This window comes from Croceibacterium atlanticum (genome assembly GCF_001008165.2).
GTDB lineage: Bacteria > Pseudomonadota > Alphaproteobacteria > Sphingomonadales > Sphingomonadaceae > Croceibacterium_C > Croceibacterium_C atlanticum.
The window spans coordinates 2,269,493-2,295,944 of sequence record NZ_CP011452.2 but is presented as its reverse complement, the minus strand read 5'-3'; the positions used below and the strand labels follow the sequence as shown (position 1 = coordinate 2,295,944).

Below are 26,452 nucleotides of genomic sequence, written 5' to 3'. Positions count from 1 at the left end.
CTAACGGGCTGCCGGCAAATCCGCTTCGCTGAACCGGAATGATTGCCCTTTGGCCAGGGAGACTTCCAGCAGGCGAGCGGGGCGGCCCACCTGCCACCTTCCCTCCGCATCGGCATTCAGAACGGCCTGTGCGATCAGGCCGTCCCGCCAATGAAGATCGACCCGGCAGCCGCCACGGGCCCGTAGCCCGGTGACGGAGCCATTTCGCCAAGAGGAAGGCAGAGCAGGCAGGAAGAGGATCTGATCCTCCCGGCTCTGCATCAGCATTTCTGCAATGGCGCGTGTTCCGCCGAAATTGCCATCGATCTGGAATGGAGGATGCGCATCGAACATGTTGGGATAGGTCCGGCCGGGGCCAAGCAGGAAGCCCAGAACATCATGGGCGCGATCGCCTTCACGTAATCGCGCGCGCAGATTGATCCGCCATGCCGTGGCCCATCCGGTGGATTCATCGCCGCGCAGCTCCAGCGAACGGCGTGCCGCCATGGCGAGCGCCGGAGTGGTGTCGGGATTGATCTGCGAGGATGGAAACAGGCCATAAAGGTGGGAAACATGGCGATGGTCGGGTTCGAGGGCATTGCCATCCCAGTCCTGGCGCCATTCCTGCAATTGCCCCTGACTGCCGATCCTGTCAGGCGCAAGGCGACTTCGCACATCCCGCAATTCTGCCGCAAAACCGGCGTCGATCTGCAGGATTTCCGCTGCTTTCGCCGTCTGTTCCAGCAAGTCCCGCAATATTTGCTGGTCCATGGATGGCCCGGCACAGATGGCGGCGCCTTCGGGGTGGCGGTTTTCCGGCGAGATTGACGGGTTGGTGACGAGATATCCGGTTTCCGGATCGGTCTGCAGCGTGTCGATAAAGAACAGCGCCGCGCCGCGCATGACCGAATATATGCCCGCAAGATAATCCCGGTCGCGGCTGTAATCATAATGGTCCCACAAATGCGTGCACAGCCATGCTCCGCCCGTGGGCCACATCCCCCATTGCGCCCCATCTATCGGGGCAGTGGCGCGCCATAGATCGGTATTGTGATGGCAGACCCAGCCGCGCGCGCCATACATGCTGCGCGCCGTGCTTTCTCCGGTGATGGCCAGTTCGCGAACCATGCGGATCAGCGGTTCGGTGCATTCCGGCAAGGCAGTGGTTTCGGCGGGCCAGTAATTCATCTGGGTATTGATGTTGACCGTGTATTTGGATTGCCACGGCGGTTCGTTTTCGGCGTTCCAGATGCCCTGCAGATTTGCAGGCTGGGAACCGGGCCGTGACGAGGTGATCAGCAGGTAGCGGCCATAATCGAAATACAGCTTTGCCAGCGCCGGGTCGGCGCGCAGGTCGTCAGCCGCGATTCGCTCGTCAGTGGGCAATCCGGCCGCCGGAGTCTGCCCGAGATCGAGCGATACCCTGCGGAACAGTTCGCGGTGGGCGGCGATCGCATCTTCGCGTAGCTTGTCATAACCTTTCCGCGCCGCGCGGCGCACTGCCGCCTCGGCAAGTGCCACGGGATCGCCATCGGTATTGCCAAACCCGCGATAACTCGTCGCCATGGCCAGCAGAATGGTGATGTTCCGTGCGTCCGCGACACGCAGCCGGGTGCCTGCTGGTGCAACCGCGCCGTCGCTTTCGACCAGAACCCGCCCGGCGAGGCGCAGGGCGCCTTCTATACCGGCGCGGGCGGTGTTTCGCCCGGTCAGATTGAGGAACGGCCCATCTGCCGTGACATGGGCTTCGGCCTGCTGGCTGGCCAGTTCCACATCCACGCCGAACGGGGCCGCGCCGACAGTCTTATCGCCAGGATGTCGTCGGCTGTGGAGGCAAGGATTTCCCGCCGATATTCGATGCCGTTCCTGGTGTAGCGAACCGTGGCAATCGCCGAATCCAGATCCAGTTCACGCTCATAGGCCTGCGCTTCGCCGTCCGGGCCCGGAAAGATCAGCCGCAATTCGCCAAATGACTGATAGGCCATTTGCGTGCGCGGCCTGCCGATCAGCTTCGCATCGGCCAGCGCTTCGGCTTCGGCATATTGCCCTTGTTCGACCAGGCGGCGGACCTCGGGCAGCGCCTCCCTGGCTTCCGGAGAAACGGGATCATATGGCCCGCCCGTCCACAGCGTGTCCTCGTTCAGTTGCAGCCGTTCATGCCCGATGCCGCCAAATATCATGGCGCCCATGCGCCCATTGCCGATTGGCAGCGCTTCGATCCATTCGCGCGCCGGCTGCCGGTACCATAGACGCGAGGCATGGCGGGCAGGCCCTCCCGCAATCCTCGGCGTAGATAATCCCGCGGTCGCCGCCAGCACCGCGGTATTTGCCATGAGCGAACGCCGAGTGATCCGGAAAGGTCACATGCCCCTGCTCAGCGGAGTTGCAGGACCACGATCGACTTGGGCGGCAGGGTGACGGAAATAGCCCCTCCCGAAATCTTCGCCCCACCGAAAGGTTCTGGTGCGACCGTGCCGGGATTGTCGAAGGTGTTATGCGCATCCATCTGGCTTGCGGTCAGGATCCGCCCGGTAACCCGGGCGGCATCGACGCCTTCCAGGCGAAGGCCAACCGGATGCGCCGCGTTCGGATCGACATTGACCAGCGCGACATGGAATGCGCCATCCGCGCCGCGCACGGCAGAAACGCTGACCGCCGGGATGGATATGTCATCCATGCGATAGACGGGCGAATCGAGTTCGACCGGCAGACTGTCTGCCCCCTGCCATGGCTGGTAGAGATCGAACACGTGGTAGGTGGGCGTCTTCACCATGCGCGGGCCGTCGGTCAGCAGCATGGCCTGCAGCACGTTCACCATCTGCGCGATGGCTGCCATCTTCACCCGCTCGGCATGTTTGGTGAAAATATTGATGTTGAGCGCGGCCACCATGGCGTCCCGCAGGCTGTTCTGTTGCTGCAGGAAGCCGGGATTGGTTCCGGGCGCGGCATCATACCAGGTGCCCCATTCATCCACTGCCAGCATCACGCGCTTTTCCGGATCATATCGATCCATGATCGCGGAATGGCGCGTGATATATTCATCCATTTGCTGCGTATGGTCGAGCGTGGATGCCCATTCGCTTTCCGGAAAGCCGAGTGCCGGCCCCTTGTCCTCCCATTTCTCGTCCCGCGGCCGGGTGTAGAAATGAAGGGCAAGCCCATCGATATGCGGGCCGGAGATCTTCATCATGGCCTCGGTCCAGTCATAATTGGCGTCCGAGGGGCCGCTGGCGATCTTCAGCATTTCGCCCGTGCCGGGCTTGGCAAAGGTGATGAAACGATTGGTGACATCCGCCGCATATTCGGCCCGCATATTGCCGCCGCAGCCCCATAATTCATTACCGATGCCGAGGTAATCGACGGTCCACGGTTCGCGGCGCCCGTTTTCTTCGCGTTCCTTGGCCAGCACAGTCGTATCGGCGGGCGCCGTCATATATTCGACCCATTGGGACGTTTCGGCGGGCGTGCCGCTGCCGATATTGGCTGACACATAAGTGCGCGCGCCCAGCCGTTCGGCAAATCCCATGAATTCATGGGTGCCGAAGCTGTTGTCTTCGTTGACCCCGCCCCAATTGGTGTTGATCTTCACCGGCCGGTTTTCGGGGGCGCCGATCCCGTCACGCCAGTGATATTCATCGGCGAAGCAGCCGCCCGGCCAGCGCACCATCGGGACCTTTATATCCCGCAGCGCCTGCAGCACGTCACTGCGATAGCCGCTGTCATTCGGGATCGGCGAGTCTTCCCCGACCCAGACGCCGCCATAAATCCCGGTGCCCAGATGTTCCATGAACTGGCCGAACACATCGGGATGGACCTGCGGGCCCGGTTCGTCCGCCCTGATAGTGACTGTGGCGGCCGGTCCTTCCGCCTTATCCTGAGCGGAAACAGGCGCGGCAATTGCGGCCACAGCCAGCGCAAGGCCGCGGATCGGAGTTGATCCGAACATCCGCGCAGGCGGCACGAACGACAAGTTGAAACCGGTCAAGACAATCCCCTCGTATGTTGGCCGCCCGATTTTTCGTGACGGTGCCGGCCGAATTGGGCCCTTGCATTTGTAGGAGTAGTAGAGGCATTGTCCCGATCGTCAAGGCGCTTGGGCTGCCGGGCATTGCTGCACGATGCGGGCGTGGGGAGGTAGAGGGAATGTTCTTCACGCATCCTCAAGAGAGGTCGACGAATGCGATTGGTAGCGCTATCAAACGGGCAGGGCTCACGAGAAGCCCGATAAGAGGAGAAACAGGATGCGAATGGGTTTGGTTTCGGCCGCAGCACTCGGCCTGGCGCTTGCCGGCTGTCAGGATCAGGGGGAAGTGGATCCCGCATCCGAAGCGGTCAGCGGCGCCTTGTCGCCCGATGGCCGCCAATATCTCGCTCAGCCGCTGGTAAGCGAAATCTACACTGCCGATCCTTCGGCGCATGTGTTTGACGGCAAGATCTATATCTATGCCAGCCACGATATCGACGCCGGGATCGCGGATGACGATCTGGGCAATCAATACGCGATGCGCGATTACCGCGTCCTCCGCATGGGCAAGATCGGCGGCCCCGTCACCATCGGGCCGGTCGCGCTGGATGTGGAGGATGTGCCCTGGGCGTCGCAGCAGATGTGGGCGCCCGATGCCGCCTACAAGGACGGCACCTATTATCTCTACTTCCCCGCGCGCGACAAGACAGAGGACAAGAACGGCCTGGGCGCTTTCCGCATTGGCGTGGCCACATCGAAGAACCCGATGGGCCCCTTCGTCCCGGAACCGGATTATATTCCCGGCAGCTTCTCCATGGATCCCGCCGTATTCACGGATGATGACGGCACCAGCTACATGTATTTCGGCGGAATCTGGGGCGGCCAGTTGCAGCGCTGGAAAGACGGTGTCTACGATCCGAACGGGTCGGATACGGACCTGATGCAGGATGATCAGCCGGCCATTCCGGCCAAGGTCGTGCGCATGAATGCCGACATGAAGACCTTTGCCGAACCGGTGCGCGATGCCGTGATCGTGGACGAGGATGGCAATCCCATACTGGGCGGCGATCACGATCGCCGCTTCTTCGAAGCTGCCTGGGTCTTCAAGCGCGGCGGGAAATACTACTTCACCTATTCCACCGGCGATACGCATTATGTGAACTATGCCATCGGGGACACGCCCTATGGCCCCTTCACCTACAAGGGGCACATCCTCGAACCTGTGCAGGGATGGACGTCGCATCATTCGATTGTCGAATGGGACGGCAAGTGGTGGCTTTTCTACCACGACACGCAGTTGAGCAACCAGAACCACCTGCGCAACGTCAAGGTGACGGAACTGAAGTTCAACGAAGACGGCACGATCCCGACCATCGATCCCTTCCTGCCCTGATGTTCCTCGGCATCGATATAGGGACATCGGGGGTCAAGGCCGTGGCCCTGGACGAAAGCGGTGCGGTGGCCGGACAGGGCACCGCGGCGCTCAGCGTCCAGAGGCCGCAGCCCTCTTGGTCCGAACAGGATCCGGAGGCGTGGTGGCGCGCCACAACCGCTGCCGTGCAGGCCTTGGACCCGGCATTGCGCCGCGCGGTGCGCGGGATCGGCATCGCCGGCCAGATGCACGGTGCGACATTGCTGGGTGCCGATGATCGCCCCCTGCGCCCGGCCATATTATGGAATGATGGCCGTTCGGATGCCGAGTGCGAGGAACTGGAAGCGCGGGTGCCGGAACTGCGGCGTATCACCGGCAATATCGCAATGCCGGGCTTCACCGCGCCGAAACTCCTGTGGGTGCGCAAGAATGAACCGGATGTCTTCGGCAGGATCGAAACAGTCCTTCTGCCCAAGGATTATGTGCGGCTGTGCATGACGGGCGACAAGGCGACGGACCTGTCGGATGCGGCGGGCACTCTGTGGGTCGATGTGGCTTCGAGAAGCTGGAGCGAGGAGGTACTGGCTGCGACCGGACTGGGCCTGCGGGCCATGCCCCGATTGCATGAAGGCAGCGAGCAGACCGGATCGCTGCGTGCAGAAATCGCAGAGCTTTGGGGAATGCCGCGCGTGCCCGTGGTGGCCGGCGGCGGAGACAATGCCGCAGGGGCCGTGGGCGTGGGAGTCGTCAGGGACGGCGACGCGTTGCTTTCCCTCGGCACTTCGGGCGTGATCTTCGTGGCAACGGACGAATTCCGGCCCAACCCCGACCGTGCAGTTCATTCCTTCTGTCACTGCCTGCCGGGCATGTGGCACCAGATGAGCGTCCATCTTTCGGCGGCATCCTGCGTGGACTGGGTCGCCCGCCTCACCGGCGCTTCGGGTGCGGCCGAACTGTTCGCCAGGGCGGAGGAGGTCGGGCCGGGCAGCGGGAACGAACTGTTCCTCCCTTATCTCTCGGGCGAGCGGACGCCGCACAATGATGCCAGGGTTCGCGGGGCATTCCTCGGGCTCGATCACGATACCGATCCCGGCAGGCTGGCGCAGGTGGTGCTGGAAGGAGTCGCCTTTGCCCTTGCCGATGGTCTCGACGCGCTGCGCGATGCCGGCACCCGGGTCGCCGAACTGAGCGTTATCGGAGGCGGCGCGCGGTCCCGATATTGGGGAAGCATCCTGTCGGCCGCATTCGAAGTCCCGCTTGTCTATCTCAAGGGCGGCGAGGTGGGGCCAGCCCTTGGCGCGGCGCGCCTCGCGCAATTGGGGGTGGACGGCGGAAACCCCGCCCATGTCTGCGCCCGCCCCCCGGTATCGCACCGCATCCAGCCCGATCCGTCGCTGATCGAGCGGCTGGCCCATCGCAAATCGGCTTTTCGCGAAGCCTATCCACGTATCACTCCCAAGAGAGGTCACTGATGTCCGCCGAAACCGATTATTTCGCTGAATTTCCTGTCATTTCGTTCGAGGGCGAGGATGGCGAAAACGAGCTTGCCTATCGTTATTACGACAAGGATCGCGTCGTGATGGGCAAGACGATGGAAGAGCATCTGCGCTTTTCCGTGTGCATGTGGCACACCTTCTGCTGGCCCGGTTCCGACGTGTTCGGGGCAGGCACATTCGACCGGCCCTGGCAGACGGAAGAAAACGGCGCGGAGGCTGCCGCGATGAAGCGCCGCACGGCTCTTGAATTCGTGCGCAAGCTCGACCTGCCGTTCTATTGCTTCCACGATGTCGACGTGATGGAGCCCGCCGCCACCGTGTCCGAATACCAGACCAGGTTCGGCACGGCGGTGGATCATCTCGAAGATCTCCAGCAGATCACCGGGCGCAAGCTGTTGTGGGGCACGGCGAACCTGTTTTCCGATCCGCGTTATGCTGCCGGTGCCGCCACCAGCCCCGATCCCGAAGTTTATGCCTGGGCGGCATTGCAGGTCCGGTCTGCGCTGGATGCGACGCATCGTCTTGGCGGCAGCAATTACGTGCTGTGGGGTGGCCGCGAGGGTTACGAAACGCTGCTGAACACCGACCTCGGGCGGGAGCTCGATAATTTCGGACGGTTCCTGAATCTGGTGGTCGATCACAAGCACAGGATCGGGTTTCAGGGCGCGATCCTGATCGAGCCGAAGCCGCACGAACCGACCAAGCACCAGTATGATTTCGATACCGCAACGGTTTACGGCTTCCTCAAGCGCTATGGCCTTGAAGACGAAGTGCGTGTGAATATCGAAGCGAACCATGCCACCTTGTCGGGGCACACGTTCGAACATGAAATCGCGACGGCCAATGCGCTGGGCATTTTCGGCTCTATCGATGCCAATCGCGGCGATCACCAGAATGGCTGGGATACGGACCAGTTTCCCAATTCGGTGGAGGAAATGACCCTAGCGATGATCGAGATCATCCGGGCGGGCGGGTTCACCACTGGCGGGTTCAACTTCGACGCCAAGGTGCGCCGCCAGTCCGTGGATGCGGAAGATTTGTTCCACGGCCATGTGGGCGGCGTGGATGTTCTGGCCAAAGCACTGCTGAATGCGGAACGCATCATCGAAGATGGCCGGATCGATGATTTTCGCGCCCAGCGATATGCCGGATGGGATGGGGAGCTGGGGCGCAAAATCCATACCGATGGAACCAGCCTGGCCGACATTGCCGACCTGGCGATTGCCCGCAATCTGAACCCCAGGCACCGTTCCGGCAGGCAGGAAAGGCTGGAAAATCTCGTCAATCGTTTCGTCTAGGCGCGATTGCCGGGCCGGATGGAAGATAAATCGGGCCGCACATGATGCGGCCCGCAAGAACAAGGCGGCCGCCGCGCAAAGGCAGGCCTGAATGGGAGAAAATGATGAAAGCGATCATTTTGGGGCTGGCTGCCGCCACAAGCCTTTTCGCGAACCCCGCGCTTGCCGCGGATGCGCAGCGCGAAACTGCCGGCGCACTTGCAGATGGACGGACGGTGGAAGCCGTCACCCTTTCAAATGCGAACGGCGTTTCGGCGCGCATCCTGACATATGGTGCCACGCTGCAATCGCTGACCGCGCCCGACCGGGATGGCGAACCGTCGGATATTACCCTGGGATATGATGAGGCGGCGAAATACCAGACCCATCCCAACTATTTCGGCGTCACCGTGGGGCGCTATGCCAACCGGATCGCCGGTGGTCAGTTCACGCTCGACGGGAAACGCTACCAGCTGGCGCAGAATGACGGTGCCAACTCCCTTCATGGCGGCGCGGAAGGTTTCGACAAGCGGCTGTGGCGCATTATTTCGGTGGAGGAGGGCCCGGTGGCCAAACTGGTCCTTGGCTTGTCCAGCGCCGATGGCGATCAGGGTTATCCCGGCTCTCTGGACGTGACCGTCACCTATACGCTGGACGATCACGGCGATCTGGGCATCCTTTTCGAAGCGTCCAGCGATGCGCCAACCGTCGTCAACATGACCAATCATGCGCTGTTCAACCTGGCCGGGCAGGGATCGGGTGAAGATGCCATGCAGCACTGGCTGATGATCCCGGCGAGCCGTTACACGCCGGTGGACGATGCATTGATACCCACCGGCGATCTGGAGCCTGTGTCCGGAACAGTGTTCGACTTTCGCGAGCCGCGATTGATTGCGCAGGGGCTGCGCGAGGGGGCGAACGAACAAATCGTCAAGGGCCGCGGATATGATCACAACTGGGTTCTGGACAAGGGGATGACGGCGATGCCGGAGCTGGTGGCGCGGCTGGCCCATTCCGGATCAGGGCGCGTGCTGGACGTGCTTTCCACGGAACCGGGCGTGCAATTCTACAGCGGCAATTTCCTCGACGGGACTGTGACCGGGAAGGGCGGCACGGTCTATCGAATGGGAGACGGCATTGCGCTGGAACCTCAGAAATTCCCCGATACGCCGAACCAGCCGGCATTCGGCAGCGCGCGCGTGGAGCCGGGGAAGCCCTATCGCCATGCAATGATCTATCGCGTCTATACCATGCCCGAAGGCATGGCAGAGCGTCCGTAGCCTGCGCGAAAGGGCGGCCTGCCTATTCGTAAAAGGGTTCGACGCGTTCAAACCGGCAGCGGAGGAAGGCGTCGGCCACCAGCCTCAGGGGTGCGATGTCCACATCGCACCTACCCTGCCTGATCGCATCGGCAAAATGCCGGTATATCGCCGGATATTCGCAATCCTCGCCATGATGTGTGCCTTCGGGCGTGTGCATCACAGCCCCGCCTTGCTGAAGGATAAGTGTCCCGCCATCCGTTTCCACGGCAATGTCCCAGGTCTGGGGGCCGGTCTGCAGAAAATCGAGATTGAGGGCGACGGGCATGCCGCCGCTGTCTTCCAGTTCGATCTGTCCTGAAACCGGCGCATCGCAATTGGCGGGAAACTGAAGCGCTCCGCGGCGGAGCAAGAGCGGCCGCGGGAGTATCTCCGTTGCGATGGACAGGGCATTGATGCCCGGATCGAACACGCCAAAGCCGCCAGCGTCCCAGATCCATGTCTGGCCCGGATGCCACACCCTGACATCTTCCCGCCAGTCGATCTTAACCGAGCGGATCTGCTTGTCCGCCAGCCATGCTTTTGCCGGGGCCACGCCTGCGGCAAAGCGCGAATGCCAGGCGGTGAAGAGGGAGATCGCATGGTCCTGCGCCGATTGTTCCAGCGCGGCGATCTCCGCCAGAGTGGCGCATGGGGGCTTTTCCAGAAGCACATGCTTGCCCGCCATGATTGCTGTCTGCGCTATGCGCTGGCGGATCTGTGGCGGTGTGCAGATGGCAATCGCATCGACTTCGCAATCGCTGCCCAGCAAATCCTCGATAGTGGGAAAATGCGGCACATCGGGAAGACATGCTTCGCCCGGGTCCACTGTCGCCACCAGCTGAAATGAAGCGTTGTCGCGGATCGCGGGAACATGCTGGTCATGCGCGATCTTGCCGAAACCGATGATCGCGATCAGGATCGGCCGGGCGCTCAAAGAACCGCGACCTTGCACGGCTTTTCCTCATCTTCGCTCCAGCGGAGCCTGTTGCGCAGCGGGAGAGTGAAGGGCGCGGCCTCTATCTCGAATATATCGCCGTCCTGCGTCTCGATGCCATCCGCGAAGCTGGCGGTGGACGTGCCGAAGAAGTGCACGTGAATGTCCCCCGGACGGCGGAACAGGGGATATTTGAAATGATGATGTTCGAGATTGGCAATCGAATGGGACATATTGTCCTCTCCCGTCAGGAAGGGTTTTTCCCACAGGACTTCCTCCGCCCGGCATATGCGGCAGGTGCCGCGGATATTCGTGGGCAGATCGCCCAGCAATAATTCCGGCCCAAGCGAGGCCTGCCGCAACTTGGAATGGGCCAGCCAGAGGTAATTGTGCTTCTCCGTCACGTGATCGGAATATTCATTGGCAAGGCAGAAACCCAGCCGATAGGGCGTCCCGTCCTCTCCGATCAGGTAAATTCCGGCGATTTCAGGCTCTTCCCCCCCGTCCTGAGCGTAGGCGGGGCGTTCCAGCGGCGCTTCGGGGGCGACCAGATGGGCCCCGTCACCCTTGTAGAACCATTCGGGCTGCTGGCCGATGCAACCGCTCTCTGGCTTGCCGCCCTCCATTCCTTCCAGGAATATGCGCATGGAATCGGTCAGCCGCTCTCCCGCCGCTGCGGCCTTGTGCATCCTGTCGCGGCCCTCGGCGCTTCCGAGATGGGTCAGCCCCGTCCCGGTGAGCCAGAGATGCGCCGGATCGGGATGGGATATTGGCGGAAGCAGGTTTCCCTTTCGCAATTCGTCCCGGGCATCGACAACATCCCCCAATTCGCCCGCCCCGACGATATCCTGGATTGAACAATTCGCCCGAATCGCCTGCTGGGCGAGCGTTCGGATATCGGTGAATCCGGGCACGACCCGATAGTCGCCCGCGTCACTGGCCAGGACCTGGCTCGATCCGTCGGGCAGACGGCGGCAAAGCAATTTCATGGCAGGAATATCCCTTTCGGACCGGGTTTCGTTATGGACAGCGGATCAGTGCCGATCGGCGGCAGAAAGCCTGTCCGCCCCATCGGTGGCGAATGGACCGACCGATATGGCCGGCGGTTGCGCGTCCGGGGCGGCTGGCGGGAACGGCCCGGTCACGTCTTCGGCCACGATCTGCCAGAGCCCGTTCTCTTGCGCGAACAGCAATCGATAGCGGCCGTCATCGGCGTCGATGCGCAGCTTCACGCGCTGCTTGAACGTGCCGGGGAGCGCGGTGGTGAAGACCAGCTTTCCCGCTGGCGGGCTCGATTTTCCAGCCCGCACACGCACGGCCACAAGGTCCGCCGGTTCGATGCGCTCCACCTGGATGCTGATCCATTGGTCCGCATCCTGGCGTGCGACCAGGCCCGCCACGTCGCCTGCCGCCAGTTCCGCGTAATCGAGCAGGGCGGTAGCGGAAAAATCCTGCCCATCGACGGGGAATTCGAGAAATGTCGGGCGGGCGGACCATAGCGGTTCCCGGCTGGCCGAAATCGCCAGCTTTCCATCGGTCAATTGCCACCAGTCGGCGGAAGCTGTGGCGGGATCTGCCGCCCGGTTTTCCTGCGCGGGGCTGTCCGCTGCCAGGTCCGAACGCAGATCGAACCGGTCGAAAATCGCGACCGGATGGTCCTGCGCGGTCGCGGATGACGTCAGCGCCAGGAATGCAAGAAGGGCCGACCGCATCATGGCAGCGGCAATATGCCCGTATCGGTCTGTTCAACCGGATTGATCAGGCCGTTTTCGTCGAAGGTCAGCCGTTCCACGGCCACGGCGCGGCGGCCAAGGCCACCTTTCCTGTCACCGACATCCAATGTTCCGACATGGTAGAACAAATACCAATCGCCCCTGAACTGCGCGATGCCGGGATGGATCGTGAAACTGTTTTTCGCCGCGCCGGTCAGTTCCCCCCGCCAGGTCCACGGGCCTGTTATGGATGGGGCCGTGGCGTAGGAAATGCGTTCATCGGGGCTGATCGTCTTGTCCATGCTCGCATAGGCGAGATAATACATGTCCCCGCGCCTGAAGATCCATGGCCCCTCCTCGAAATCGGGAAGATCGATCTGCCGGATCGGCCCGTCGAAGCTGATCATATCGGGCGCGAGCCTGGCGATATAACAATTCGCATTGCCCCAGATCAGCCAGCTGGTTCCATCTTCCTCGGTCCAGACGGTGGGGTCGATATCGTCCCAGTTATGCGGCCCGGGCGTATCTTCGTTCTTCACCAGCGCGCTGCCCCGCGCGTCCCTGAACGGGCCAAGCGGATTATCCGCCACGGCCACGCCTATCGCCTTGCCCTGGGAACCCTGATCCGGATCATGTTCCACAGCGGTGTAGAACCAGTAACGGCCATCCTTTTCATGAACCTGGCTGGCCCAGGCATCGCGGGACGCCCAGCCAAAGTCAGCAGGCTGCATGATCGCGCCATGCGCGGTCCAGGTCTTCATGTCCCGGGTCGAGAAAGCGAGCCATTCGGTGATGTTGAACATCTGCCCTTCGGCAGCTTCATCATGGCCGACATAAAGATACAGCGTGTCGCCCACCACCAGTGGCGCCGGATCGGCGGTGTGAAGATCGCGGAACAGCGGATTGCCCTGATATTCGTATGTTGAATCGTCCGCCGGCCCTGCCGCCGATGCGCACCCGGCCAGCGCCGCGGCCGCCAGCCCGGACAAGGCGGCAAGATATCCCTTCATCACGTTCCCCCAAACCCATCAAACGAGGTCTTGTTAATGCCGTTCTTTTACTCCGACAAATAGATCTGTCAAAGTGCGATCGGGTACTGGCGGGCGCTGGCGGGGCGGTTCAGCCGAACTGCCGCTTGCCGTCGATCCTGACTGGGATATTCGCCCCGTGACCGCGCAGCATCTCCGGCAAAAGCTCGTCCGGCATATCCTGATAGGACACCGGACGAAGGAACCGATCTATCGCCATCGTCCCGACAGAGGTGCTGCGTCCGTCAGAAGTGGCGGGGAACGGGCCGCCATGGACCATCGCATGTGTGACATCGACCCCGGTTGGCCAGCCATTGGCGATGATGCGGCCTGCCAGCTTTTCCAGAACGGGCATCAGCCGTCCCGCCGCCTCGTAATCCTGCGGGATCATATGCAGTGACGTGGTCAGCTGGCCTTCCATGTTGCCCAGGATTTCGCGCATCTGCTCCATGCTGTCGCACCGGACGACCAGCGATGCCGGGCCGAATACTTCATCGGCAAGGTCGGGCTGGGCGGCGAAGCTGGTGCCATCGCACGTATAGACCTGCGCCTGTCCGCAAAGGCTTGTGCCGTCACCTCCCATGCCCACCAGGCTGACGCCGTCAAACCCGCCAAGGCGCTGGCTTCCCGCGCGATAGGCGTCGCTTATCCCGCCCGTCAGCATGGTATTGGCGGGCACTTCCGCGATGGCCTGCGCAACATTGTAGATGAAGCGGTCGAACGGTTCGCCCCCAAGGGTCAGGACGATGCCGGGATTGGTGCAGAACTGGCCCACGCCCATGGTCAGCGATCCGACATAGGCCCGTCCCAGATCTTCGGCGGATTGCGCCATGATGTGGGGGAGGATGATGACCGGATTCACACTGCTCATTTCCGCATAGACGGGGATTGGAACAGGGCGGCTGGCGGCATGGCGCATCAGGGCGAGCCCGCCGGAACGCGATCCGGTGAAGCCCACTGCCGATATTCGCGGATCGGTGACAAGCGCTTCGCCAAGGGCGTTGGAAGGCCCGTGAAGCATCGAGAAGACGCCTGCCGGCAGCCCTTCTTCGGCAACGGCCTGGGCGATGGCCCCGGCGACAAGTTCCGATGTGCCGGGGTGGGCGGGATGCGCCTTGACGACGACGCAGCACCCCGCGGCGAGGGCGCTTGCCGTGTCACCTCCGGCGACAGAAAATGCCAGCGGGAAATTGCTTGCGCCGAATACGGCCACGGGGCCGAGCGGTATCTTGCGCAGGCGCAGATCAGGCTTTGGCGGCGTGCGGCCGGCATCGGCATGGTCTATGCGCAGATCGAGCCAGCCGCCTTCCTCCACTTCATCGGCAAACAGCCGCAATTGTCCGACCGTGCGGCCCCGTTCGCCGGTCAGCCGGGCTTCGGGCAGTCCGGTTTCCTGCATGGCCCGGCGGGTAAGCGTTTCACCCAGTGCATCGATCCGGTCCGCAACCTTGCGCAGGAAGCGGGCCCTTGCCGCTGCCGGAAGGGCGGCGAATTCCCATTGCGCTTCCGCTGCGGCGGAGCAGGCATCGGCCACGTCATCCTTGCTCGCGGCAGCAAATTCCTCGCCGAATTCCTCGCCCGACGAAGCATCCCTTGCCCTGAATTTCTCGTTGCTTGGGCGGCGGACGCCAGCAACAAAATTTTCCCCGGTGATCGTCATAGGAAAGCTCCCAAGCAATGTGGTCTGCGCCGCGCATGGCACCATGCGTGCCATCGCCGCTTTTCATTGACGGTAGCGCTACCATAATGTGCCGGCCATGCAACCGTGGGATGGAGCAGGGGAAGATCTCCATCCGCTACTTGTGAGACAGGACACCCGCCTCCAGGGCTGATTGCAGGAGACGCCTGCGCCCGCCGTCACCGATGCAGGGCATCAATTGTGATGGTGGGCTTCTCCGGTAAATACGGCCAATATCCTGCATCGGCCCGACGATGCCTTGATCCACGCATGCCCCATTCCCGCGTCGAAATAGATCGAATCGCCTTCATTCAGTGTGGTGGGGGCATATATTTCGCTGTGGAATTCCACGCTTCCTTCCAGGACATAGGTGAATTCTTCGCCTTCATGCCTGACATATTCGCCAAACTCTTCGAGCGAATTCGCCTTAACTTCAATCACCATGGGATGAAGGTTGCGCTGGTTCAGTTCCGTTCCATGCAGTTCGTAATAATAGGATCCATCTGACAGGGTTGCTTCTTCCCCTTGCCGCGTGATCGCGCGCCAGCCGGATGCCTTGGGAAGTGATGGCCCCGTTTCGGGATGTTCGGGTGTTTCGGGCGCCTGAACCAGCTGCGCTATGTCCACGCCCAGCCCGGCGGAAAGCTTCATCAGCTTGGTGTAGTTAAGCTCCACCTTCCCGGTTTCGAGTTTCGATAGTGTCGAAACCGCGAGCCCGGTCCTCTCATGCACGTCGGCAAGGGTCCAGCCGCGCTCGGCGCGGATCGCTCTCAACGCCTCGCCGGGGCCGGGCCGTGGATCGGATATATTATTCTTGTTCACACCCTTCCCCGATAGTCCGGCCGCCTTTTGTATTCCCGAACCCGGCCCGAAATTCCGCCCGGAATCGGCCTGGAAACGATCCGCGAACCAGTGCCGCGGGGGCGGGAGTCCGGCCCTGATGTGCAGGGCCTTGGTCTAATCGATTTCGGCGGAGCCTGCCAAGGCGATACCCTCGATTTTCCGAAACGGAAAATATTTTCCATTTCATCAAACTGTCTCACTCCCCCGGTAGTGGCCCGGTCAACCTGATGAGGCGGCGGAAAACCGGACATGCCCAAACGGGCGGACGGATCTGCAGCATGTTCCAGTTACTACGGAGGAATCCCGATGACTGCTTCCAGCAGTAAGTTGCGCTTGTCGACAAGTTCAGTAGCCATTGCCGCGTTCGTGGCTGCCTTCTTGCCCGGTTCCCTCGCCGCGCAGGATGCTGTGCCTTCTTCCGAAGAGAATGCTGCAAGCATTGTCGTCACCGGGTCGCGCATTGTCCGCGACGGCTACGAAGCCCCGACGCCCACGACAGTGCTGGGCGCAGAGGAAATACTGACAAATGCGCCGAACAATATCGCCGATCTGGTCAATCGGCTCCCGGCCCTGGCCGGCAGCGCGACACCGCGGACGAATCTGGGCCAGATCAGCAATGGCGGCACCGGGATCAACGCGTTGAACCTGCGCAATCTCGGGCCGCAGCGCACGCTGATCCTGCTGGATGGCAAGCGCGTCCCGGTGGCGACGATCAATACCGGCCTTGTCGATGTGAACTTCATGCCGAACCTGTTGATGGAACGGGTGGACATCGTGACGGGCGGTGCCTCGGCAGCATGGGGCTCCGACGCGGTGGCCGGCGTGGTCAACTTCGTGCTGGACAAGGATTTTACCGGCATCAAGGGGGATGTGCAGGGCGGGATCACCACCCATGGCGATGACGAAAACTATCGTATCGGGCTGGCTGCCGGAACATCCTTCGGGGATGGGCGCGGCCATTTCCTGATCAGCGGAGAACACGCCTTCAGCGCCGGCCTGGATGGCCTGCCGCGGTCCTGGTACACGGGCGCCAAGCGTTTCAGAAATCCGGATTATACGGCCGATAACGGCCAGCCTGAATGGCTGGTGCTGGAAAATACGGGCTTTTCTACCATCGCGCCCGGCGCCATCGTTACCAAAGGGCCTTTGCGGGGCCTGTATTTCGGCGAGAACGGCGTACCGGCCCAGCTGAACATGGGGGATACGGTCTTCGATCCGTTCATGACCGGCGGTGATTGGGAATATACCGATTTCGGCAAGGGCATCCAGGACATGGACCCCCGCATTTCCCGCCAGAGTCTGTTCGCCCGGCTCAGCTATCAGCTGTCCGATCGGGTGGAGGCATACAGCCAGTTTTCCTATGGCCGGGCCAGCACTTCCATGCGTTCCACGCCGCAGTTCAATTTTGGCGGGATCACCATTCAGCGCGACAATGCTTTCCTGCCCGAAGAAATCGGCCTGCGGATGGACGAACTCGGGCTGACGAGCCTGGACGTGGGGAGCTGGAATGCCGATCTCGGCGGGATCCAGACGGATACCAGGCGCAGCCAATACCGCTATCTGCTCGGCTTCACGGGTGGGCTTGATCTGTTCGGCACGGATTGGGGCTGGGACATTTCCGCCAACCGCAATGTGAGCAAGATCTTCAACGGATCGAATGCCGCGATCACTGCCCGATATCGCGGTGGTATCGATTCCGTTCGGGACGAGAATGGCGTCATCGTCTGCCGGTCGACCCTCACCAACCCCAATGACGGCTGCGTTCCGTTCAATATACTGGGCACCGGCACGGTTTCCGACGCCGCCAAGAACCATGTTCTGGGTGACAACCGGCTTCGCGGAACGCTGACCCAGGACATTTTCACCGCGAGCCTGGATGGCGAACCCTTTGCGACATGGGCCGGGCCTGTATCGGTTGCGGCGGGTGTGGAACACCGCCGGGAAAAGCTGCGCAGCCATGTTGACGAGCTGTCGCTGGTCAACAGCTACTGGGCGGGGAATTACAAGCCGATCAACGGCAAATACAATGTGACCGAGGCATTTCTCGAAACGGTCGTTCCGCTGGCGCTGGGTGAATCCTGGGCGGAGGAACTGAGCATCAATGCCGCGATCCGCGGGACCGATTACAGCACTTCGGGCTTCGTCACGACCTGGAAGATCGGCGCCAATTACGAACCGGTTGACGGCCTTCGCCTGCGTGCAACCCGCTCGCGCGATATTCGCGCCGGCAATTTCTCCGAACTCTACGCATCGGGCCAGACCAACACTTACCTGATTTCCGACCCGTTCCGTGACAACGAACCCGTAAGCTATTTCGAGATCCGGTCCGGCAATCCGGGCCTCAAGCCCGAGAAAGGCGATACGCTGAATATCGGCGTGGTGTTGCAACCGAACTTCGCACCGGGCTTCTCCGCCTCGGTCGATTTCTTCGATATCAAGGTCAAGGATGCAGTGGCCACGGTTGGCGCGGGCACGATCCTGAACGAATGCTATCGGGGCGACACGACGCTGTGCGGCCTTATCAAGCGCAATGCCGCCGGCCTCATTACCGAAATCTATGTCAGCCCGGTCAATCTGGCGCGCCGGTCCGTTCGCGGCATGGATTTTGAGGCTGCCTACAGCCTGGAACTGTCCGATCTTTCTTCCTCGCTCGGCGGGAACTTCACCTTGCGCGGCCTCGCCACCCGCTACACCCGGGCGCAATCGGACAATGGCGTCGCGGCGCCGAGTTCGAGCCTCGGGGCGAATAATGGCGGGACTCCGAAATGGCAGTACATGGTACAGGGCACTTATCGGGATGACCGCTTGACGGCATCGCTGACGGGCCGCGGCTTAAGTTCGGGCGTCTATATGACCAACGGCATCGAATGCGCCGCGAATTGCCCGGCCTCGACGCCGGAAAACCCCACGACCAACAGGAACCGGATCGACGGCGCCCTGTATCTGGATGCGTTTATCGGGTTCGACATGTCGGAGACGACGGAACTCTATCTCGCGATAGACAATCTGGCGGACAAGGCGCCGCCGGTCGTCGGCAGCGGCCCCGGTATCGGCAGCGCCCCTTATGGATCGTCTGCCACCTATTACGATCTGATCGGCCGGATGTTCAGGGCCGGCGTCCGCTTCAACTTCTGACCTGCCGAAAGGAGAGCTGCCGCGCCATGCCCGGCAGCTCTCCCCTTTTGCGATCGGGCGGCCGCAATCTGCGGGACTGCCAGGAGAGGGCCAATGCAAACCCGCCGTAGTCTATTGAAGAACAGTGTCCTGCTGGCCGGAGCGGCGGGCGCATCCGGTTTCGCGCCATCTTCCATACAAAGAGCGATGGCGATCACGCCCGATCCGGGAACGAGCTATCTGGATGCCGAACATATCGTTATCCTGATGCAGGAGAACCGATCCTTCGATCACCTGTTCGGCACTTTGCGGGGTGTGCGCGGTTTCAATGACCGGCGCACCATCCGCCAGGGGGACGGCGCATCGGTTTTCATCCAGCGCGACCGGGATGGCCAGGCCTGCCTGCCCTGGCGCGTAAGCCTGACGGATACGCATGTAACCTGGATGGGGGACACGCCGCATGCGCGGTCCGACCATCTCGATGCATGGAATGGCGGCACGTATAATAACTGGGTTTCCGCCAAGACCAGCCACCGCTTTCCCGATGTTCCCCTTACGCTGGCGTATCACACGCGCGAGGATTTGCCCTTTTACTATGCGCTGGCCGACGCATTTACGGTTTGTGACCAGAACTTTGCCGGCAGTCTGACGGAAACGGCCCCAAATCGGTTGTTCATGTGGTCGGGGACGGTCAGGGAACCCCACGAAACAGGATCGCTCGCCTATCTGAAGAATGGCCAGACCCATCCCGGCGCGCTGGCATGGACCAGCTTTCCAGAACGCCTGGAAAAGGCGGGGGTGAGCTGGAAATGCTATCAGAACGACAGCTATTGCGAGAGCCCGCTGAGTGCCGCCGATGCCAATTGGCTGGGCAATGACGGCGATAACACGATGGAACGCTTCGCTGCGGTGAAGCCCCGTTTCAGCCCTGCCTACAAGGAATATACGCTGGGCCTGCTGGATACATGGCAAACCAGTGTGCGCAGGCGGAAGGCCGAACTGGAACGCCGCCTGATGGCTCTGCCGCCGGATTCTCCAGAAGCGGCCAGCCTTCGGGAATGGACCGCGGCCTATGCCGCGCAGGATGCAAGGCTGGAGCAGAAGCGCGCCCACGGCACCGCAGAATTTGAACAGCTGAACGCGCATGACCGCGCGATGCATTCGAAGGTCTTCACCACGAATAGCGACGATCCCCATTATCGGGAGCTGGAAACCATCCATTTCGATGCGGATGGCGGGCAACAGGAATTGCAGGTCCCCAGGGGAGACGTGCTGCATCAGTTCCGCCAGGATGCGGAGCGCGGCACATTACCGACAGTCTCCTGGCTGGTGGCGGCGGCAAACTTTTCCGCCCATCCCGGCCGCCCGCTTTACGGCGCATGGTACGTGTCGGAAGTGATGGACATCCTCACTGCCAATCCGGAATTGTGGAAGAAGACCATCTTCATCGTCACCTTCGACGAAAATGACGGCTTCTTCGATCACGTTCCGCCCTTTGTGGCGTGCGATCCACGCCGGCCGGAAACCGGCAAGGTGTCCGACGGGCTCGATCCGGCCCCGGAATATGCCTATGCCGAGGATGAACGCATTCAGGGCACGGCGGAACGGGACGTGCGGGACGGACCGATCGGGCTTGGCTATCGTGTTCCGCTGATCGTCGCATCGCCATGGAGCCGGGGCGGCTGGGTCAATTCGCAGCTGTTCGATCATAGTTCGATCATCCGGTTCGTCGAACATTTCGTCGAACAGAAGCACGGCAGGAATGTCAGGCAGGAAGAAATCTCCACCTGGCGGCGTGCCATCAGCGGTGATCTCACATCCTGCTTTCAGCCCGCCAGGACGGATCTTCCGCAGTTCCCCTTCCTGGACCGCGATAATCATGTGCGCGCAATTGAACGGGCACGTTTCAAACCGCTTCCCCGCGGCTTTCAGACGATCGATCGCAGCGCCTATGCCTCGCCCGAAGCCGAGGCCGGACTGTTGAGGGAGCATTTGTGGCAGGAAGAAGGGATAAGGCCTGCCTGCCCGCTACCCTATGAACTGGCGGTTGAGGGGCGGCTTTGCGCCGATCGCGGGGTGTTCGAGCTGGCCATGACAGCAGGCAACAGCCAGTTCGCGGAGAAAGCAGCCGGCGCCCCGTTCAACCTGTATCTTCATGGCGTGCGTGACGGAAGCCAGAGCCATCAGCTGCCCGGTGTCCCGGCAAATGTGGCCCATGCGTCATACGCCGTGAAGGCAGGCGATACATTGCGTGACGAAATCGACCTCGGGAGATTTGCCGAAGATATCTATGACCTGGAAGTTTACGGCCCCAACGGATTTTTCCGTCAGTTCAGAGGGGCATCGCGGGGGCAGGTGCCGGAAGTAGCCTGTTCGCCGGGCCTGTCCGAATTGGACAAAAAGGCCGGATTGTTGAAATTCCTCGTCACGAACCCGGCGGGCCGGCCGGTGACGGTCAGGATACGATCATCCTCCTATTTCGAATTTGATGAAGTGATGGATCTGCCGGCTGGCGGGAGCTCCAGCCTTTCGGTCGATCTGGGCGCAAGCCACGGCTGGTACGATCTCCTCGTCACGGTCGACGTTTTGCCGGACTTCCTGCAGCGATATGCCGGAAGAGTGGAAACAGGCCTGCCCAGCATTTCCGACCCGTTGATCGGCCTTCCATCTGCCGCGCCCTGACCGGCGAGAAGCTCCGCAGCCTCTGGAGGCGGCGATCAACATCCTCTATCGCCCCTGTCACGGGAGGCGAAACATGCTGCATCCAGAATATCAATATCTCGACCTGCTTTCGCGGGTCCTCGATCATGGTGACGAGCGCCTGGACCGCACGGGTGTGGGCACCCGGTCCGTCTTCGGCGCCATGCTGCGCTTCGATCTTTCCGATGGCACCGTCCCGATCCTGACGACCAAGCGCGTCTTCTGGAAAACCGCGGTCAAGGAAATGCTGTGGTTCCTGACGGGCGGCACGAATATCCGGCCGCTGCTGCGTGAAAATGTGCGCATCTGGACCGACTGGCCGCTGGACGCTTATCGCCGGACGACTGGCGAGGATATTTCGCAGGAAGATTTCGAACAGCGGATCGTGGAAGACGAGTCCTTCGCCGCCCGCTGGGGCGAGCTTGGGCCGGTCTATGGCAAGCAATGGCGGCGCTGGCTGGGCACCGATGGCCGCGAGCATGACCAGATTGCCGATCTGGTGCGTATGTTGCGCGAAACCCCGGCCAGCCGCCGGATGCTGTTCCATGGCTGGAATGTCGGCGAACTTGGCGAGATGGCCCTGCCGCCCTGCCACATGGTCTATCAGTATCACGTGACGTCCGACGGGCGTTTGAATTGCCTGTTGTTCCAGCGGTCAGTCGATCTCCTGCTGGGGGCGGCCTTCAACTTTGTGGGGGCTTCGGCCCTGCAATTGATGCTGGCCCAGCAGGCCGGCCTGCGCCCGGGCGAACTGGTCTGGGCCGGGGGTGACGTGCATCTCTATCTCAACCATCTGGACCAGGCGCGGGAACAGCTTGCGCGGGAACCGCGCCCGTTTCCCAGGATGACACTGGCGCGTCACGCGGCGAGCATCGACGATTACCGGATCGAGGATTTCGAGGTGGAAGGCTATGATCCGCACGCTGCAATCAAGGCTGACGTAGCGGTGTAGTTATGGGCCGGGCGAACGTTTCGTCCGGCTATCCACGGCCCAGGAATGCTGCGGCGCGTTATTCCCAGCCGCGTTCAAGGAAGTGCGCGGCGCAGGCGGCGAGGTAGGCTGCACCGCGGGGAAGGGCTGTTTCGTCCACGATCATGCGGCTTGAATGGATGCCGCAGCATCCGGCCCAGTCGGCGCCTTCGGCCGCCACGCCCAGAAATGCCATCGCGCCCGGCACCTTTTCGATCACGTAGGAGAAATCCTCCGCCCCCATGATCGGGTTGGCCAGTCGTTCAAACGCGCCATCGGGCAGTTCGGTAGCCACTGCTTCGGCCAGGTCCACGGCGCGTGCATCGTTGATCGTGGGCGGAAAGCCTTCGGTGATGGTCACTTCGGCGCGGCAATCATGCGCGGCTGCAATGCCCTGGGCGAGGTGGCGCAGGGCTTCATGCACTTCCTCCCGCCTTTCGCGCGACAAGGTGCGGATCGTGCCGCGCATGGACGCCTGATCGGGGATGACATTGTGGGTCGAACCCGCTTCGATCCGCGCGATAGTCACCACGGTTGCTTCGGCGGCATCGAATCGCCGGGCCACAAGAGTCTGTATGGCAGACACGATTTCGCAGGCCACTGGCACCGGATCACGTGTCTGATGCGGCATGGAGGCATGGCCCCCGCGGCCATGGACAATGATGTCGAGCTCGTCCGCGGCGGCCATCAGCGCGCCTGCACGGCTGGCGAGCAGGCCATGGCGCTGATTGGGCATGATATGCAGGGCGAAGGCGGCATCGGGCAGCGGATCCAGCAGCCCGTCATCAATCATGAAGCGTGCGCCGTGATGGCCTTCTTCGCCGGGTTGAAACATGAACTGGACTTCCCCGGCCAGTTCGCCGCGCCGGTTGGCGAGTATCCGCGCGGCACCCGCCAGCATCGCCGTATGCGTATCATGGCCGCAGGCATGCATCCGCCCGGCAATGGTCGAAGCGAAATCCAACCCGGTCGCTTCATCCATCGGCAAGGCGTCCATGTCCCCGCGCAGCAGGATGGACCGGCCCGGCTTCGCCCCTTGCAATACGGCCACGGCCCCGGTGGTGGACGGTCCTTCGCGCCATGCCAGCGGCAGGTCGGCCAGTTCCGCCTTTACCTTTTGCAGGGTCAGCGGCGTCTGCAGCCCAAGTTCCGGTTCGGCGTGGATCGCCCGGCGTAGCGCGGTGATTCGAGGGGCAAGACCTCGCGCGTCTTCAAACAAGAGTTCTGCCAGCATATGCCGCGCTTGTATCGCAGCGCATATCGGCGTGCCAGCATTTCAGATGGGCGAGAGGCCTCTTGAAAATTGATCACGCAACGCACAAATCGCCCGTGGCCGCGTCTATGTAGACCCAATGGGCTACGCCAAGCCGCAACTGTGGTATAAAGGTGGCTGAAACTGTTGCAGATGGACGACACAGCTCAGACATCTGTATAAAATGCGTAGCAATCAGTAAGGGCGGTTGTCTAAGGCCTCGGAAATGCACGGAACCGTCCATCTTTTTGACAGCCTGCCCCAGGTGGAGCGCCCCCAGGGCGCGTCTGTCCAGAAGGCGCCGGTGCGTGCCGTGCCGCTGGTAGGTGTTATCCGCAATGCGCGCAGCCACCGCAATCGCGATCCGCTTCCCGAATGGAAGGGACGCGCGACCTTGCTGGTGGAAATGCCGGCGCGGCGCAGCGAACTCAGCGATATACTCGTCCGCTTTGCTGAAAAGCGGGTCGATTACATTGTCGTCGATGGCGGCGATGGGACCGTGCGCGATGTCCTGACCTGTGGTGCGGGCATTTTTGGCGAAAGCTGGCCCCCGCTGATCGTTCTGCCCAATGGCAAGACCAATGCTCTGGCGACCGATCTTGGCTTGCCGACTGACTGGTCCCTGTCCGATGCGCTGGCCGCGGCGGAAGGCGGCAACAGCCTGCAACGCCGCCCACTGGTGATATCGCAGCGGGACAATGCCGATGCGCGCGTGCAGGGTTTCGTATTCGGAGCCGGCGCTTTTACCGCGGCAATCAGCCTCGGTCAGGATGCCCATCGCCATGGTGCGTTCAATTCCATGGCCGTGGTGGTTACTGCGTTGTGGAGCCTGCTGCAGGCCCTGTTCGGCAGTGCCGGCAATGTCTGGCGCCGCGGTACGAAAATGCGGCTGCGCGGCGAAGACGGCTGCGAACTGGAACACAGCGGATATGGCCGCGAGGATGAGCGTTATCTTGTCTTCGCATCTACCCTGTGCCGTTTTCCGGCCGGGCTGCGGCCTTTCCGCGAACCGGAAGATACCATGCGAATGGCCGTGCTGGACACTTCCCGTCTCGGCCTGCTGCTGCGTGTGCCCCTGATCCTGACTGGCCGGGTCGGTGAAAGGACGCGCCGCATGGGCTATCACACCCATGGCCTGGAACGGGCGGAAATCGACATTTCCGACTGCTTCATTCTCGATGGCGAGGCGTTCCCGGCCGGGCGTTACCAGCTGTCGCTCGGTCCCAAGCTACGCTTCGTCGTACCGTGAGCGCGGGCGTGGCCGCGCGGATCGGCGCGCCGCCCGACCAGCCGATCCATCCTTACGTTTCCGCTTTCGCAGAGATTCTGGCGCGCGACAGCAATGCGCTCGCCGTGCTGTTCTACGGATCGAACCTGCGGACCGGGTCACTGGAAGGGGTGCTGGATTTCTATGTCCTGCTGCCGGGCGGGGTGGAAAGCGGTATCTGGCCGCGCGTGTCCTATCGCGAATTGACCCATGATGGCGTGGATCTGCGCGCGAAGATCGCCACGATGACAATCGGCACATTCGCAGCCGCTGCGCGGGGCGAGACGATCGATACGACGATCTGGGCCCGCTTCGTCCAGCCCAGCGCTCTGGTCTGGCAGCGCGATCCGCAAAGCGGTGCCGAAGTGCGCCGGGCGCTGTCGGCGGCGGCGCGCACGGCGGCCCGTCTGGCTGTGGCGCTGGGGCCGGAACAGGGCAGCGAAGAAGATTACTGGCGGGCCCTGTTCCAGGCGACCTATCGCGCGGAATTGCGGGTGGAAAAGCCGGGCCGGGAAGATTCGATCCTGTCCGCCAACCGGGCGCATTTCCGTGGGCTGCTGCCCTCGGCCCTAAGGGATGCGGGGATTGGTTTCTCCCAGGAAGGCGATATCATCGCCCCGCGCATGAATGCGGCTGAAAAGGGCCGCATCCGCCGCTGGTGGCGCAAGCGCCGCCGCCTTGGCAAACCGCTCAACATCGTGCGGCTGATTCGGGCGACAACCACTTTTGAAGGGGCGGCCCGCTATGCCGCCTGGAAGATAGAGCGCCACACAGGCATCGCGATCGAAGTCACTCCCTGGCGCGAAAACCATCCGGTTCTGGCTGCGCCCGGTGTTGCATGGACCCTGTGGCGCGCCCGGCGCAAGGCGGGGCGCGCCTGAACCGCAGCGGTTTTTCCGCTATCAGAGATAGCGCATCTGGATGCGGATCGACTTCACGGAATTGCCCACTTCGAAAGCGGTCTTCTTGTAGCTGGGCTTGCCCAGGTTGAAGACGTTCAGGCTGGGATTGTTCGACATTGCGCCGCCATCCTGCGTGATATCCGTGCTGCCGTTCTTGTTGACGTCATGCCGCACGGCCACGCCATAGGTTCCCGGCCCGGGGGCGGGCAGGCAGAATGTCATCGTGCCCGCGCGGGCCGGCGCTTCGATCCGGTAGAGCCAGCGCCCCTTTTCCAGCCAGTCCGCCTTGGTTCCGCGGTAAAGCTGCACACGGATCGTGCCCTGGGCAGATTTGATGTCATCTACCGTGACCATGACCGCAGAAGGCTTGCCGGCCTGGCATCTGGTCATGTCGTTGCTGATCTTCTGGCGATATTCCGTCTGTGCCTGCGCCGGGCCAGCCGCCGCAAGGCCGGTGAGGGCCGCCGCCGCAAGCATCACGGCGCGTCCGCTGATGCGCAGGGCGTTCGGGATAGTGTTGGGCATTACTGGACAACTCATCTTGATGCGTATCGGCCACCGCGCTCAACCGGCTGTTTCATCCTTGCCGTTTCGCGCAATGTTCCATTTGAGTTTTCGAATATTCCAATGGCCGTGAACTCGCGCTGAATCCTCCGGTCAGCC

At 62.1% G+C, this 26,452-nt stretch carries 20 protein-coding genes; 9 read left to right on the top strand and 11 right to left on the bottom strand.

What is annotated here, in order from left to right; translation table 11 throughout:
- The 3 genes from WYH_RS10800 to WYH_RS10795 are packed head-to-tail and all read right to left on the bottom strand — an operon-like array spanning position 1 to position 3,925.
- Complete coding sequence (locus WYH_RS10800) at positions 1 to 1,758, bottom strand: glycosyl hydrolase family 95 catalytic domain-containing protein (RefSeq protein WP_235979322.1); 1,758 nt, start codon at positions 1,756 to 1,758, stop codon at positions 1 to 3.
- On the bottom strand, positions 1,689 to 2,312 hold the full coding sequence (locus WYH_RS17150) for a glycoside hydrolase family 95 protein (protein WP_235979325.1): 624 nt from the start codon (positions 2,310 to 2,312) through the stop codon (positions 1,689 to 1,691). Before WYH_RS17150 ends, WYH_RS10800 begins: the two co-directional genes overlap by 70 nt.
- Before the next feature lie 41 nt (positions 2,313 to 2,353).
- A complete protein-coding gene (locus WYH_RS10795; protein ID WP_046903844.1) occupies positions 2,354 to 3,925 on the bottom strand; it encodes an alpha-N-arabinofuranosidase in 1,572 nt (523 codons plus the stop codon).
- Between the two features lie 301 nt (positions 3,926 to 4,226).
- Between WYH_RS10795 and WYH_RS10790 the strand changes: the two genes are divergently transcribed.
- The 4 genes from WYH_RS10790 (at position 4,227) to WYH_RS10775 (ending at position 9,368) form a co-directional block, all read left to right on the top strand.
- Complete coding sequence (locus WYH_RS10790; protein ID WP_413226728.1) at positions 4,227 to 5,336, top strand: glycoside hydrolase family 43 protein; 1,110 nt, start codon at positions 4,227 to 4,229, stop codon at positions 5,334 to 5,336.
- Positions 5,336 to 6,787: a xylulokinase gene (gene xylB / locus WYH_RS10785; protein WP_046903842.1), complete on the top strand. Its 1,452-nt coding sequence runs from the start codon at positions 5,336 to 5,338 to the stop codon at positions 6,785 to 6,787. Before WYH_RS10790 ends, xylB begins: the two co-directional genes overlap by 1 nt.
- Complete coding sequence (gene xylA, locus WYH_RS10780; RefSeq protein WP_046903841.1) at positions 6,787 to 8,109, top strand: xylose isomerase; 1,323 nt, start codon at positions 6,787 to 6,789, stop codon at positions 8,107 to 8,109. Before xylB ends, xylA begins: the two co-directional genes overlap by 1 nt.
- A 104-nt stretch (positions 8,110 to 8,213) precedes the next feature.
- On the top strand, positions 8,214 to 9,368 hold the full coding sequence (locus WYH_RS10775; RefSeq protein ID WP_156320128.1) for an aldose epimerase family protein: 1,155 nt from the start codon (positions 8,214 to 8,216) through the stop codon (positions 9,366 to 9,368).
- A 22-nt stretch (positions 9,369 to 9,390) separates the two neighbouring features.
- Here WYH_RS10775 and WYH_RS10770 read toward each other — a convergent pair whose 3' ends face one another.
- The 6 genes from WYH_RS10770 to WYH_RS10745 form a co-directional block, all read right to left on the bottom strand.
- Entirely contained in the window at positions 9,391 to 10,323 is a 933-nt protein-coding gene (locus WYH_RS10770) for a Gfo/Idh/MocA family protein (protein WP_046903839.1), read from the bottom strand.
- Entirely contained in the window at positions 10,320 to 11,312 is a 993-nt protein-coding gene (gene araD1 / locus WYH_RS10765; RefSeq protein WP_053833541.1) for an AraD1 family protein, read from the bottom strand. Before araD1 ends, WYH_RS10770 begins: the two co-directional genes overlap by 4 nt.
- A gap of 45 nt (positions 11,313 to 11,357) precedes the next feature.
- On the bottom strand, positions 11,358 to 12,038 hold the full coding sequence (locus WYH_RS10760; RefSeq protein ID WP_046903837.1) for a beta-xylosidase family glycoside hydrolase: 681 nt from the start codon (positions 12,036 to 12,038) through the stop codon (positions 11,358 to 11,360).
- Positions 12,035 to 13,045, bottom strand: coding sequence for a family 43 glycosylhydrolase (locus WYH_RS10755; RefSeq protein WP_053833540.1), 1,011 nt, complete (start codon positions 13,043 to 13,045; stop codon positions 12,035 to 12,037). The genes WYH_RS10760 and WYH_RS10755 overlap by 4 nt, the downstream gene beginning before the upstream one ends.
- A 109-nt stretch (positions 13,046 to 13,154) precedes the next feature.
- Positions 13,155 to 14,723 carry an aldehyde dehydrogenase (NADP(+)) gene (locus WYH_RS10750; protein ID WP_046903836.1) on the bottom strand — a complete coding sequence of 523 codons (1,569 nt, stop codon included), beginning with the start codon at positions 14,721 to 14,723 and terminating at the stop codon, positions 13,155 to 13,157.
- Between the two features lie 213 nt (positions 14,724 to 14,936).
- Positions 14,937 to 15,563 carry a helix-turn-helix domain-containing protein gene (locus WYH_RS10745; RefSeq protein WP_053833539.1) on the bottom strand — a complete coding sequence of 209 codons (627 nt, stop codon included), beginning with the start codon at positions 15,561 to 15,563 and terminating at the stop codon, positions 14,937 to 14,939.
- A 327-nt stretch (positions 15,564 to 15,890) separates the two neighbouring features.
- Here WYH_RS10745 and WYH_RS10740 point away from each other — a divergent pair, with 327 nt between their 5' ends.
- The 3 genes from WYH_RS10740 to thyA all read left to right on the top strand — a co-directional run bounded on the left by WYH_RS10740 (position 15,891) and on the right by thyA (position 22,350).
- Positions 15,891 to 18,719: a TonB-dependent receptor domain-containing protein gene (locus WYH_RS10740; protein ID WP_169780762.1), complete on the top strand. Its 2,829-nt coding sequence runs from the start codon at positions 15,891 to 15,893 to the stop codon at positions 18,717 to 18,719.
- 93 nt (positions 18,720 to 18,812) lie between these two features.
- Positions 18,813 to 21,380 (top strand): phosphocholine-specific phospholipase C, encoded by a 2,568-nt coding sequence (locus WYH_RS10735; RefSeq protein WP_046903835.1) that lies wholly within the window; start codon positions 18,813 to 18,815, stop codon positions 21,378 to 21,380.
- A 73-nt stretch (positions 21,381 to 21,453) separates the two neighbouring features.
- Positions 21,454 to 22,350, top strand: coding sequence for a thymidylate synthase (gene thyA / locus WYH_RS10730; protein WP_046903834.1), 897 nt, complete (start codon positions 21,454 to 21,456; stop codon positions 22,348 to 22,350).
- A 58-nt stretch (positions 22,351 to 22,408) separates the two neighbouring features.
- Here the strand turns inward: thyA and WYH_RS10725 are convergent, their stop codons facing one another.
- Complete coding sequence (locus tag WYH_RS10725) at positions 22,409 to 23,602, bottom strand: M20 metallopeptidase family protein (RefSeq protein WP_046903833.1); 1,194 nt, start codon at positions 23,600 to 23,602, stop codon at positions 22,409 to 22,411.
- 244 nt (positions 23,603 to 23,846) lie between these two features.
- Between WYH_RS10725 and WYH_RS10720 the strand changes: the two genes are divergently transcribed.
- Positions 23,847 to 24,869 carry a diacylglycerol/lipid kinase family protein gene (locus WYH_RS10720; RefSeq protein WP_046903832.1) on the top strand — a complete coding sequence of 341 codons (1,023 nt, stop codon included), beginning with the start codon at positions 23,847 to 23,849 and terminating at the stop codon, positions 24,867 to 24,869.
- Complete coding sequence (locus WYH_RS10715) at positions 24,866 to 25,768, top strand: hypothetical protein (protein WP_046903831.1); 903 nt, start codon at positions 24,866 to 24,868, stop codon at positions 25,766 to 25,768. The genes WYH_RS10720 and WYH_RS10715 overlap by 4 nt, the downstream gene beginning before the upstream one ends.
- Positions 25,769 to 25,789: 21 nt before the next feature.
- Here the strand turns inward: WYH_RS10715 and WYH_RS10710 are convergent, their stop codons facing one another.
- Positions 25,790 to 26,314, bottom strand: coding sequence for a DUF2141 domain-containing protein (locus WYH_RS10710; RefSeq protein ID WP_046903830.1), 525 nt, complete (start codon positions 26,312 to 26,314; stop codon positions 25,790 to 25,792).
- Positions 26,315 to 26,452: the final 138 nt, after the last annotated feature.